Consider the following 12337-nt stretch of genomic DNA (forward strand, 5'->3'; position numbering starts at 1 on the left):
ACCCATGACGATCCCCCTAAATCCCCCTTAAAAAGGGGGACTTTGAAAGAATTTGACTAAATTCCCCCCTTTTTAAGGGGGGCTAGGGGGGATCGGATCTGTAGCATTGATAAATCAATTTGGTATAAGATTCTTTTTCTCCATCCTTTACGTCAGGGCACTGCCCGATCGACTACAACTCCTAGTAGATAGTGAAAATTTGCAATGGCAACGGTACGCCTAGAAAACTTAGTTCGTCACTTTCCGGGCGGATCGCAGGTGGGAGAAGTCAGTTTTACCATCCCCGATGGGCAGTTTTGGGTCTTGGTGGGGCCTTCGGGTTGCGGCAAGTCTACGATTTTGCGAATGCTAGCGGGATTGGAAACACCAACGGGAGGAGATCTGTATATCGCCGATCGACGGGTCAATGACGTTCCGGCTCGGCAGCGGGATGTGGCGATGGTCTTCCAAAACTATGCCCTCTATCCCCACATGACCGTGCGGGAGAATTTGTCCTTTGGCCTCAAAATGCGTCAAGTTGACCCCGCGACGATGCAAAGCCGCGTGCAGGAAGTGGCGGAAATTCTGGATATTACAGCATTACTCGATCGCAAGCCGAAACAACTCTCCGGTGGGCAGCAGCAGCGGGTCGCATTAGGTCGAGCGATCGCGCGCAATCCCCAGCTATTTTTATTAGATGAGCCGTTGTCGAATCTGGATGCGCAGTTACGGGATGACACCCGCACAGAACTCAAACGGTTGCACCAAACCCTAGGCATTACAACGGTATACGTCACCCACGACCAAACGGAGGCGATGACGCTGGCGGATCAAATTGTCGTGCTCGATCGCGGGCAAGTCCAGCAAATTGGCGATCCACAAACGATCTACAACCAACCCGCCAATCGCATGGTGGCGACCTTTCTGGGGAGTCCCCCGATGAATATTTTGTCCGCTCAGTATTGGGGCGATCGTTGGCAGGTGGAGGGGCAATCGTTCACGCTGGGGGAACTTGGACAATCGCCAGCACTGCCGGAAACGTTGCGATCGGGACAGACCTACGATCTAGGCATTCGGCCAGAATATCTCGCAATCAATGCGACAAATCCCCATGTCTACGCCACGATCGAAGTGATTGAGCCCCTGGGTCGGGAAACCTTGGTGCGGGTGCGGGTGGGCAATCTTGCATTGATGTTGATTGTACCGATCGGTCAGTCCCTGCAAGTGGGCGATCGCTTACCCATTACCCTCGATCCCAATCAACTCTTTATCTTTGACCCCGAAACGGGCGATCGAATTTACCCAGCGGCATAACCTCAGACCTTCTGGAATGAACCTCAACTTAATCCAAGCTTGATTTCTTCCCAGAAAATTGAACGGTTGCAATGCTCGATACCCTTGGGCGACTAGCGATTCCAATGGGAATGCGATGCCCGATCGCGTGCCAGATCATAAAGTGGCTAAACGAGGGTAGTCAATCGTACAAGGTTGAGAACCTGAGGTGAAATGCTGGCAGAACGCTCGATCGGGAAGTTGGAATTACAAAAATGACGCATTGTGGGCTGCAAAAATACGACATCACTCACCTAACCCAATTGCATTAGTGGCATACCAAAGCTGGAAATTACAACGTTGTTCCGCACAATTGGAAGGGCAAATGACGCGATCTGGATAAATCATTCAGAAAACGTCTTGCATAACATGTCTCTCTGACTCTTTCTGAGTATCTCTCTGAGTATCTAGGTGTATCTGCCAAGAGTTCAATTTGTAAGGAGATCGAAACGATGATTAGACCTCTTTCCGTTGGCGTGGCAGGTGTTTTACTGACAGTGGGCACATCCCTGGGTGTAGCGGCCCATGCCCGATCGACTGCAACGGTGGCTCCCGCGCCCCAGGCATCAACGACGATCACTCCCACATTACAAGCTGATATGGCTTCTTTAGTGGAAGCCCAACAGCCCCTCCGCATTGCTCAGACGACTTCAACTGCGCCCACGACGGCCTCTTTGGAGCAAGCGGTATTCAATCAAATTAACGCCTATCGTAAGAGCCAAGGGTTGGCTCCTTTAGTACTCAACAGTACGATTACAACCCAGGCCCGCATCCATAGCCAAAATATGGCCAATAAAACCGTTCCCTTCGGCCACCAAGGGTTTGATCAACGGGTGAAGGCGATCGGTACGGTGATTCCTTGGAGTGGTGCGGCTGAAAACGTGGCTTACAACTATGGCTATTCAGATCCGGCAACGCAAGCGGTACAAGGCTGGCTCAAGAGTTCGGGCCACTTGCGGAACATTCGCGGTAACTTTGATCTCACTGGCATTGGGGTGAGCCGTAATGCGAAAGGGGAAATCTACTTCACCCAGATTTTCATTAAGAAGCGCTAACCCGATCGAAATTTTTCGACTAGATTTTTCGACTAGATTTTTCGACGAGGTATTGGTCACGTGTGTATCCCCAGCATGAATTTCGGCTAATTGGCTTGTTTCTGTCTGTCCTTATGTAATATAAAACCTCCTCTCCGATGTTGGATGGGGAGGTTTTTTAGTGGATGAATGCGTTATGAACGCGATCGTGTTTACGGAACCCCATGAATGTTTAGTAAATGTTCGATCTGGCAGCCCATGCCATGGGGACATTAGGGAGAGCCACCGAGCCTCCAATGAAATTATTCTAAAGTTATAATAAATATACCTTCAAGACTAATTTGTAGATCTACTTTAGAAAATCTACTCTAGTCTAGAATGTAGTTTTCATAAGCTTTTGCTCCATCTGTAATAGTTGAAAAAGCATTGTAATTGAGATTGATAATTCCCACGAGAACGGACATAACAAATTATCAAAATTTTTCTTGTAGGTCAGATATCAAAGTGGCTTAATTTTGATTGACGAGACGTGCTTTTCAGGTGCTGTTGTAAAAATTTGATCAATGTCACTTATTCAGACTTTGAAATCATTGCAATTAACCCTTTACAGAGATAGGAAATGCATAAATCGAATGTGTCAATTGAATTAATGTCATAGGTATTTGCTAATTTTCAGCGTTTTCCATAATGATTGTTAGGGCAAGCGACACGAGCAAAATGAATGCAAGTTGAACTTAATGATTGTCAGTCGTCTTGCACAGTATCTTTCTGACTCAGCATTTCTGACTCAGCATTTGAGGTGTATCTGCCAACAGTCCAATTTTTAATGAGATCGAAACGATGATTAGACCTCTTTCTGTTGGCGTGGCAGGTGTTTTATTAGCAATGGGTACATCTCTGGGCGCAGCTGCTCAGGCCCGATCTATGACAACGGTGGCTCCTGCGCCCCAGGCATCAACGACGATCACTCCCACATTACAGGCTGACCTAGCCTCTTTGCTGGATGCACAGCAACCAGTTCGCATTGCTCAAGCGGCCCCTGCGCCCACAACTGCTGCTTTGGAGCAAGCCGTTTTGAATAAAATCAATGCCTATCGTAAAAGTCAGGGGTTGGCTCCGTTAACGCTTGATAGCCGGATTACGGCGCAGGCCCGTCTCCACAGCCAAGATATGGCAAATAATCGCGTTCCCTTTGGCCACCAGGGCTTTGACCAGCGGCTTAAGGTGATTGGGGCGGCGATTCCTTGGAGTGGTTCCGCTGAAAACGTCGCTTGGAACCAAGGTGCGGCTGATCCGGTGGATAAAGCGGTGCAGGGTTGGCTGAACAGTCCTGGGCACCTGCGGAACATTCGCGGGGATTTTAATCTCACGGGCATTGGTGTGGTTAGAAATGCGCAAGGCCGGATTTACTTCACTCAAATCTTTATTAAGCAATCGTCCCAGAAGCCAGTTCCTGGAACCAGTCCCACGACTCCTCCCCCCGGTGCCTCGATCGAAGTGTTGGAGAAAGCCGTCTTTGATCAGATCAATGCCTATCGCCGCAGCCAGGGCTTAGCTCCGTTCCTGCTCGATAGTCGGATTACGGCGCAGTCCCGTCTCCATAGCCAGAATATGGCGAGCAATAAGGTACCCTTTGGCCACGATGGATTCTCCCAACGAACCCAGGCCATTGGCAAGGTGATTCCTTGGAGCAGTACTGGCGAAAACGTTGCCTGGAATCAAGGCTATACCGATCCAGTAACGGCAGCGGTTCAGGGTTGGCTGAAGAGTCCCGGCCATCTGCGCAATATTCGTGGTGACTTTAATCTCACGGGCATTGGCGTAGCTAAAAATGCTCAAGGCCGGATTTACTTCACCCAGATTTTCATTAAAAAGCGCTAGATCAAGGGGGCTAGATCCAGCGATCGAACTTGATATCCCCAGTATTTTTTAGCGTTACATAAAACCTCCTCTCCAGTGTTGGATGAGGAGGTTTTTTAGTGGATCTTGAGTGGATCTAATGCGTGACCAATGCGATCGTGTTAACGGCAACCGACAAAGGGTAAACAGACCTTGGGACGGACTTTTTCCACGGCGCGATCGACGGCTTGTTCAACGGTGGGGATGCCGAGGCCGGGGAAGAGGGCTTGGGCGGTTTTGAGGTAGCTGTTGATTTGGGCGGTGGTGCGGGCGAAGCCGGAAAAGCCTGAGAATCCTACGTCAAAGATGCAGCCTTCCATCATGTCAGCAGTGACGCCTTCTTTTTGGCAGGTTTTCTGGGCGGCTTCGATGCGTTGCCGACCGAGCATATTGAGGGTGAGGTATTCGTTGGGGAATTTCAGGTCGGTGAATTTGGCGGTGGTCAGGCCCTGGGGATAGTCGAACAGGGATTCGGTGGCGGAGACGCGCCAGCTATTGCCAAATTCGTTATACATTTGCTTGAAGTACAGTTGCTCGGCGGCGCTGAGGGAGACAGGCCCGGTGCTGACGCCGACGAAGCTGAGGGCTTGGCTGAGATTGCCGTAGCTGGATTGCTCGGGTAAGACGCCTTTGCCGCGAATGGTCATATCGTCTTTGGGGTTGCCGTTGAAGTTACCCAACAGGCCGATCATTTGGTTGCGTTGGGAGTTGGGGATGAAAACGGCGATGTTGAAAAAGGTTTGTTGCTGGACGGTGGATTTGGCCAGGGTGACTTTTTCGCCGGTGGGGGAGTTGATGACGTAGAGGTTGTCTTTCAGCGCGATCGCACCGCCGGTGGGTAGGGTGACGGGGGTTTCGCCGACTTTGATGGGTTTGCCGTTGACCCAGACGCCGTGGCTGCTGTCGCCATCGGGGAAGTTTTGGGTGTAGAAGCCGAGGCGATCGCCGCAGACGCGCAGGGCGACGGCGCTGTTGAGGGAGAGGGAGGCGTTGACGGGGGTGTGGCGGGCTTGGATTTCAAAGGGGTTATTTTGGGCTTTGGCGAGGAGGAATTCGCCGACGGTTTGGAAGCTATAGGTTTTGCCGTCGAAGGTTTTGATGTGGGGGTCGCCGTAGCTGCGGCCTTGGTTGAGATCGCCGCTGGCATTGAGGGTGCAGTTGGCGATGCGTTGCAGGGGGGGTGGGATGAGTTCGTCGGAGATATCTTGGGCGTTGGCGACGAGTTCGCCGGGGAGGGTGGGGCCGCCGAGCATGAGTGCGCTCAGGATGAGGGCCATGCCGCGACGTAGGAGGCTTTCTAGGCCGATCGCGCCCAGGGCGGCAGCGATCGCGAGGACATAGTGACGAAATCGTCGAAGGATCTGCATATCTGCTGTTTTGGGATGAACTGAGCGATATTGTGAGGGATTTGGGTTAGTGATACCAAATCAACTTGTGATTGCAATAGATAACGATCCCCCTAAATCCCCCTTAATAAGGGGGACTTTGAAACAATTTGGCTGAATTCCCCCCTTATTAAGGGGGGCTAGGGGGGATCGGATTTGTAGCATTAATCAATCAATTTGGTAGGTGCATGTTTTTTCTGCAATCTCTCTGCTTGGGGGCGAGGGACTCCGAGAATTTACCTATAGGTTCCATACAACGGGAATATAGGGGGAATCCGGGAAGCTTATGCAAATGTTTGCGTAAGCAGGCGGGATTTTTTGCAAGCTTTATAGTGAAGATGGCGATTCTACGAAGTTGGGTCTATGCCATTAGAGGATCGGGAGTGGGTGGAAGGGGTGTTAGGGACGGTGGTGGTGGCGCAGGACTTTGAGGATTTGGAAGCAGAGCTTGAGCAGAAAGATGCTGATTCCGGCGCTGGGGTTGACCAAGTTGGCTAGAGAGAGGGTTGCACATTCGATGACTTGCATCCAAGCGTCTTCCCGATCGAGGTTGGATTTTGAGTCAGCTTTTTGGGTCGTTTGGGGTGGTTGTTTGAATTTCATAGGAGTCGTTTCCGGTGGTTGAATGGACTCCTGTAATATCGCTAAAGGCTTGTCTGGCTTGGGTTTGTGTGGTGTATGAGTTGTGTATGTGGAGTGGATGACTTGTGGTTGATCCGATAGAATAGGCGCAAGTTTTGTGTGCGGAAGCTATGGCCGATCGATCGTTGCAAGCGACTCCTGAGGGGATTCAACTGGCTAAAGTTGCGTTGAAGGGGATGCGGTTGAATCAAATCACATTGGCGCAACGATTGGAGGTGACTCGGCAACCGATCGGGAAATTTTTTAGAGGGGAAACGGTCAGCAATGATATCTTTGTCCGGATTTGTGAGGTTCTTAATCTAGATTGGCAAGTCATTGCAGGGATTTCGGTAGCTCCTGAGGTGACGGCATCTACCCGTTTAGGCCATGAGCCAGTTGATCTTCCCACCCTCGTGCAGTCAACCCGTGAGGCAGTGCGTCCCCACATTCAGAAGCAGTGCGGCACAATGCGGGTGTTGGATATGGAACAGCCGATCGAACTGACGGGCGATCGGGGCATTTATACCCATGTGAATATCCTGGAGCGGGTGCTGGGACGGCGGCGGTTGGGGGTGGATGATCCGCTGAGGGATTGCGATGTGGAACTGTTCGATCGCTTTGGGTTGGTGCGGGTGACGGAACAGCGGGTACCGGGACGGGATGCGGTGCTGAAATACCGCAATTTGCTGGTGTTGGGCAAGCCGGGAGCAGGTAAGACGACGTTTTTGAAATATTTGGCGATGCAGTGTTTGGCGGGGGATCTGTTTGCCGATCGGGTGCCGCTGTTTGTGACGTTGAAGGATTTTGCAGAATCGCCGGAAAGGTCGGATTTGGTGGAATACCTCGAACAGCGTGGAGTGTTTGTGTCTGTGGGGGAGGTGCTGCGCCGGGGGCGGGGCTTGGTGTTGCTGGATGGGCTGGATGAGGTGCGGGAGGAGGATACGCCACAGGTTTTGGGACAGATCCGGGAATTGGTATGGCGATTTGGGGAGAATGCGGTGGTGGTGACCTGCCGCATTGCTGCGCAGGATTATAGTTTGGAAAATTTTGTGGAAGTACAGGTGGATGATTTTGATGAGAATCAGATTGTAGCGTTTGTGAGAAATTGGTTTCGGGCCAAGGGGGATGAATCTAGAGCAGCGTTAATGGTAGAGAAATTACAGGAAAATGCACCTATTCAGGAATTAGCTAGTAGTCCACTGTTATTAACGCTGTTGTGTTTGATTTTTGAGGATGCGGTGGATTTCCCGGTGAATCGAGCAGAACTGTATAAGGAAGGAATTGATTTGCTGCTTAAGAAATGGGATAAAAAACGTAAAGTTGAACGGGATCAGATTTATAAAAAACTATCTCTGAAACTTAAGGAGAACTTGCTCAGTTCCATTGCTCTGAAAACATTCAAACGGAATGAATTTCTCATAAAACAGCGAGTCCTAGAAGATTATATTTCCGATTACATTGGCAATTTACCCGATGCCAAGGATGATCCGGAAGCGCTGCATTTGGATAGTGAAGCGATTTTGCGTAGCATCGAAGCTCAGCATGGATTATTAGTAGAGCAGGCCAGGGGAATCTATTCCTTTTCCCACTTGACGTTTCAGGAGTATTTTGTCGCGTGGGAAATTGCCAAGTCACAGGATGATGTAGCACGACAACAATTGGTGGAGCAGATAACAGACAAACGCTGGCAGGAAGTATTTTTATTGACAGTGGGAATGCTACGGAATGCTGATAAATTTTTATTGGCAGCGAAGGAAAAAGTTGATGAAATTGTGGTAAGTGATGAAAAAATTCAACGTTTTCTACAATGGGTAAATGGAAAAGCAAAATCTGTGAAAGTTCCCTATAAAAATGCTTCTGTTCGAACCTGCTACTTCTTATTAAGCAACGACTGTGATCCATCATTTCATCTAGTCAAGTTTTTAGATCAAGATCTAAACCGTATGCCGGAGATGTATTTCGCTCATGAGCCTGAGCATCCTCTTGAACATGATTTTGACCTTGATTGTATTCTCAAACATCTTTTGGATCTTCTCCAAATGGTAAGCCATGAAATTAAGCATTATATGAGACTAGATAAGAAGCTTGACACTGAAGACGATCCTGCTCTGTATAGAAATCTAGAGTGTGCTTTGGAAGGAGCGTCGGAAAACTGTAGCATGGTTGTATGGTTTCTTGAAGATACTCTCGATCGAACGGTTAATTATTTGCTAGCTGGAATTCTAAGAGATCAACTTCAAAGGCTAAACAACCAAATCAATAGAGCAAGACTAGCTAGCCATGATGTCTTTCGACGATGGTGGAGAGCGCACGGTAAAAAATGGACAGAGAACCTACGCCAATTAATGATCACCCATCGCAATATCGGCCATGACTGGCAATTTACAGAAGAGCAAAAGCAATTGCTCCGGCAGTACTATGATGCCAACCTGTTGCTAGTGCAGTGTTTGAATAGCGATTGTTACGTGAGTCGTTCTGTGCGGCAGGAGATTGAGGAGACGTTGCTGTTACCAGAGATCCCCCTAAATCCCCCTTCAAAAGGGGGACTTTGAGGAAATCAGGCTAGAAGCATAGATTTTAAAACTCTTCCTCTAATTTCCTCATATTCTCTCCTGTTCCCCCTTTATTAAGGGGGGCTAGGGGGGATCCTCACCCCTCGGGAAAACCGATCGCCCTAAATCTCCTCTTCAGTAGAAAGGACTTTGTAGTATTCAATTGAACGTCGATCGCGCCTACTTTCCAAAAACCGGGATTTTCAAAAAATCCCGGTTTTTCAATTCATCGATCGCCCCTAATCCAAAGCCCGATCGCGCTCCATCTTGCTCACGTATTGCCAACTTGAACCCGGCACCGGCACCGGGGGACTCCACCGCACCCGATCGCTAAATCGCAACACATACAACTGATTAATCGTAGACTGCACTTCCTCGCGGGTGCCCAAAAGATAAAATTGCAGCGGCTTGCGATCGTCCTCGATCGCGCGATCGAGATCGTCAAAACTAGTAAACATGGGATTTCTCCTAAACGTAGAGACAGGAAGAAATCCCAAAAATTAAAGCCACCCTTTTGCGCAGGACAAGTAGGGTGGCCCGATCGAATGTTAAAATCCGTCTCAGACCGCCTCGCTGGTCACTTCAGCTTGGGGGTTTAGCTGCCCATTGTTGTTGCAGCAACGTTGGGTAGCGCCTCAATTTTTGGGAACTAAGCTGATTCGAACGGCAGTAGAAATTCGATCGAAAACAGCTATGAAAAACAAGCCTACGGATAAAGTCGGGCAATGTCAAGTCTTGAGACAGTTTGCAACAATCCTTCCAGACTACACACAACCCTGCCTTGGTTTTATACCAAATTGATTGATCACTGCTACAGATCCGATCCCCCCTAGCCCCCCTTAATAAGGGGGGAACAGGAGAAAATCAAAGACAGTTAGAGAATAACAAATAAAATCTCTAATTTAAGACTGGTTTTACTCAAATTCCCCCTTTTGAAGGGGGATTTAGGGGGATCGTTATGTTTTGCAATCACAAGTTGATTTGGTCTTAGCCCTATCCCGCTCTGGCAAAGAAGTTGGGGTGAGAGTCGGCTTGCATAACCTCCTGAGGCGCAAACGCTAAACTGACCCAGGAGATTCATCTGAAAAAATCATGAAACGTCACGTCAAGCGCAAGCTGATCTACACTCTCTTAATGCTCGGTTTAACCACAGGAATCACCCTCTGTTTCCAAAGTTCGACCCCTGCCCAAACTCAAATCAGTCTTATCCCCACTCAGGAAGCCGCAACCGCAGGACTGGTCAATGATTTAAATCGGCAAACCGCTCAACTGATTCTCCAGAAAAAATATGCAGAAGCGATCGCCGCCGCTCAACATGCCCTCGAAGTGGGTGAACCCATCCTAGGCGATCATCCTGCGATCGCCACTGCCCTCAACAATCTGTCAATGGCCTACCGGATTTTAGGCCAAAACGACAAAATAGAACCTCTGCTAATCCGCGCCATTCGCATCAATGAAGCAACGATCGGCAAAGAGAATCCCGACATGGCTTTTAGCCTCAATAACTTAGCTGATTTTTACCGAGAACAGCGGCAACATCAGAAGGCCGAAACCTTATTTCTGCGTGCGATTCATCTGCTGGAAGCCAAGCCTGACAAAGCCGATATGAATTTATTAGGCTCTACGTTCCAGAATTTGGCAAGACTGTACTGGGAGCAACAACAATGGAATCAGGCCGTTACGATGGATCTGCGAGCGCTCAAAATCCTGGAAACCCGTTTGGGCAAGAGCGCGGCTCAGTTACTGCCTTCCTTGGAGAGAACCGCAGCGACCTACCATTCTCAAAAACAGTATGCTCAAGCAGAATCCTTGTATCTTCGTGTTCTTGCCATTCGAGAAGCAACCTATGGCAAAAATAACCAGAATCTTGCTAATGTTTTGAGTTCCTTAGGCGGAACTTACACAAGTCAAGGAAAATTTGCCAAAGCAGAACCCCTATTGAAACGTGCCCTCGCACTTGATGAAGCAAATTTGGCAAAAGACGATCCGAACCTAGCAACAACGCTCTGGAATTTAGGGGCTAACTACTATTTACAAAAGCAATATGCTCAAGCAGAACCCCTTTTAACCCGATCGCTGAATATCCAAGAAAAGAAATTAGGAGCAACCCATCCCACTACAATTTCATCGATCGAGGTATTAGCCAATCTCTACAAAGCCACAGGGCAGAATTCTCTGGCTCAGCAATACGCTCAACGTGCAGCAACGCTGCGAAAGCAAAGCAAAATGTCTAATCGCTAAAAATTAAAGAAGGAGAATGGCCGACCAATGCTGCGTGGGGATGTTAGTAATGGAGCAGTGAAAAATTTGTGAATACTAAACTGAACACATTCCACACAATTGAAACAAGGAGAATTAGCATAGTAGATTCGTGCTTGCAAATCGTTCGATCCCCCTCTAAATTCCCCTGATTAAGGGAGACTTTGAAAGATTAAGGGGGGACTTTGAAACAATTTAACCGAATTCCCCCCAGTGGGCTGGGTGGGGTTTGCTGGCCCGATCGTGGTCACCTCTGAAAACACGATCGGAAAAAGGATCCCTCTTGCCCCAACAGTATCGAGAGTGAGGGATCCTTAAGTGTTTCTAGTTGTATTTCTAGCCTCCCTAGTATTTCAGAAAGTTAACGAACAACGTTGTATTCGTTAACACGACACCCGCATCGGTTCTCCCCCCCCCCCCCCCCCCCCCAGTCATATGTATGGGGATCTTTACACGAGCAGAGGGAAATGCCGAGGTACCGAAGAAATTTCCAGCACAATTTGCTAAAAGGAAAGCAGGAACCTCAGGAAGCCTCACTGCGCTCCTAGGATCCCCGTTGTCGAGGTACCTGGCTCTGTTATTTTCGTGAGGGGTCTGAGATGTCCAAGATCTACAGTACGCAGGAATTGATCGAGGTCTTGGTGGCGGAACAGCGAGCTTGTATGAACGGAGAACGGCTGCACCTAGCCGCACTATCCGCAGGGCTGAGCCCGCTTTTAGACCAATTTGTCGAACCCGTTGGCCTGCAAAAATTTGCCGCCTACGACAATTTTCGTCGCACGATTCACGACTATCAGCGAGAACACCAAGTCTCCGGCATCGTCTGGCAGACCGTTCAACTGCGGGGCGCGGAACTGTCTCTCCCCATGATCCACGAACAACTCATCAGCCTAGGCAGCGATCGCCGCACCCTCAAATCCAACAAAAATCAGGTTCTTCGCTTTTGGCAGCAGGTCACCCAAGGAATGGAATTATTCCTCAGCCTCCAAGGGGGCAAATGCTTCAAACCCGCCACCTTGACCGATGTAGAGCACATCATCGATCGTACCGAGTGGGCCGTTCTGACCCACCATGGTCGCGAAGAACGGTTAGAAATCATCCTGCAACTGGGCTGGGGCAAACCGGAGGAAGCGACCTACCGTCGGGGATTTCCCGAATCCGGCAGCGAATTTATCCATGCCGTCTTTCCGGGATACGAACCTTTAGGGTAGGAGGGAAAAGGGTCGCATTCACCCCCCTACCTGTCTACCCCCTACCTGTCTACCCCCTACCCATC

The 12337-nt window shown here is 49.3% G+C and carries 9 protein-coding genes; 6 read left to right on the forward strand and 3 right to left on the reverse strand.

What is annotated here, in order from left to right; translation table 11 throughout:
* Positions 1–204: 204 nt before the first annotated feature.
* The 3 genes from ugpC (at position 205) to H6G21_RS25445 (ending at position 4226) form a co-directional block, all read left to right on the forward strand.
* The gene (ugpC, locus tag H6G21_RS18860; protein ID WP_190574965.1) at positions 205–1293 is read left to right on the forward strand and encodes a sn-glycerol-3-phosphate ABC transporter ATP-binding protein UgpC; all 1089 of its coding nucleotides are present in this window, start codon (positions 205–207) and stop codon (positions 1291–1293) included.
* Positions 1294–1763: 470 nt separating this feature from the next.
* On the forward strand, positions 1764–2366 hold the full coding sequence (locus H6G21_RS18865; protein ID WP_190574966.1) for a CAP domain-containing protein: 603 nt from the start codon (positions 1764–1766) through the stop codon (positions 2364–2366).
* Between the two features lie 819 nt (positions 2367–3185).
* On the forward strand, positions 3186–4226 hold the full coding sequence (locus tag H6G21_RS25445; protein WP_242041935.1) for a CAP domain-containing protein: 1041 nt from the start codon (positions 3186–3188) through the stop codon (positions 4224–4226).
* Positions 4227–4366: 140 nt separating this feature from the next.
* On the opposite strand, the gene H6G21_RS18875 is transcribed toward H6G21_RS25445, so the two are convergent.
* On the reverse strand, positions 4367–5611 hold the full coding sequence (locus H6G21_RS18875; protein ID WP_190574967.1) for a VWD domain-containing protein: 1245 nt from the start codon (positions 5609–5611) through the stop codon (positions 4367–4369).
* Between the two features lie 417 nt (positions 5612–6028).
* Positions 6029–6232, reverse strand: a complete 204-nt coding sequence (locus tag H6G21_RS18880) for a hypothetical protein (RefSeq protein ID WP_190574968.1) — start codon at positions 6230–6232, stop codon at positions 6029–6031.
* A 134-nt stretch (positions 6233–6366) separates the two neighbouring features.
* On the opposite strand from H6G21_RS18880, the gene H6G21_RS18885 reads away from it, so the two are divergent.
* Entirely contained in the window at positions 6367–8802 is a 2436-nt protein-coding gene (locus tag H6G21_RS18885) for an NACHT domain-containing NTPase (protein ID WP_190574969.1), read from the forward strand.
* 239 nt (positions 8803–9041) lie between these two features.
* Here the strand turns inward: H6G21_RS18885 and H6G21_RS18890 are convergent, their stop codons facing one another.
* On the reverse strand, positions 9042–9260 hold the full coding sequence (locus tag H6G21_RS18890; protein WP_190574970.1) for a hypothetical protein: 219 nt from the start codon (positions 9258–9260) through the stop codon (positions 9042–9044).
* A 634-nt stretch (positions 9261–9894) separates the two neighbouring features.
* Between H6G21_RS18890 and H6G21_RS18895 the strand changes: the two genes are divergently transcribed.
* On the forward strand, positions 9895–11043 hold the full coding sequence (locus tag H6G21_RS18895) for a tetratricopeptide repeat protein (RefSeq protein ID WP_190574971.1): 1149 nt from the start codon (positions 9895–9897) through the stop codon (positions 11041–11043).
* 617 nt (positions 11044–11660) lie between these two features.
* The gene (locus H6G21_RS18900; RefSeq protein WP_190574972.1) at positions 11661–12272 is read left to right on the forward strand and encodes a hypothetical protein; all 612 of its coding nucleotides are present in this window, start codon (positions 11661–11663) and stop codon (positions 12270–12272) included.
* Positions 12273–12337 lie beyond the last annotated feature (65 nt).

It is taken from the genome of Alkalinema sp. FACHB-956 (assembly GCF_014697025.1).
In the GTDB taxonomy this organism is placed as follows: Bacteria; Cyanobacteriota; Cyanobacteriia; order Leptolyngbyales; family Leptolyngbyaceae; genus Alkalinema.

What these genes read in the sequence shown, in the direction of transcription:
- ugpC (WP_190574965.1), top strand. Translation starts at nt 205, where the DNA reads ATGGCAACGGTACGCCTAGAAAACTTAGTTCGTCACTTTCCGGGCGGA.
- H6G21_RS18865 (WP_190574966.1), top strand. Translation starts at nt 1,764, where the DNA reads ATGATTAGACCTCTTTCCGTTGGCGTGGCAGGTGTTTTACTGACAGTG.
- H6G21_RS25445 (WP_242041935.1), top strand. Translation starts at nt 3,186, where the DNA reads ATGATTAGACCTCTTTCTGTTGGCGTGGCAGGTGTTTTATTAGCAATG.
- H6G21_RS18875 (WP_190574967.1), bottom strand. Translation starts at nt 5,611, where the DNA reads ATGCAGATCCTTCGACGATTTCGTCACTATGTCCTCGCGATCGCTGCC.
- H6G21_RS18880 (WP_190574968.1), bottom strand. Translation starts at nt 6,232, where the DNA reads ATGAAATTCAAACAACCACCCCAAACGACCCAAAAAGCTGACTCAAAA.
- H6G21_RS18890 (WP_190574970.1), bottom strand. Translation starts at nt 9,260, where the DNA reads ATGTTTACTAGTTTTGACGATCTCGATCGCGCGATCGAGGACGATCGC.
- H6G21_RS18895 (WP_190574971.1), top strand. Translation starts at nt 9,895, where the DNA reads ATGAAACGTCACGTCAAGCGCAAGCTGATCTACACTCTCTTAATGCTC.
- H6G21_RS18900 (WP_190574972.1), top strand. Translation starts at nt 11,661, where the DNA reads ATGTCCAAGATCTACAGTACGCAGGAATTGATCGAGGTCTTGGTGGCG.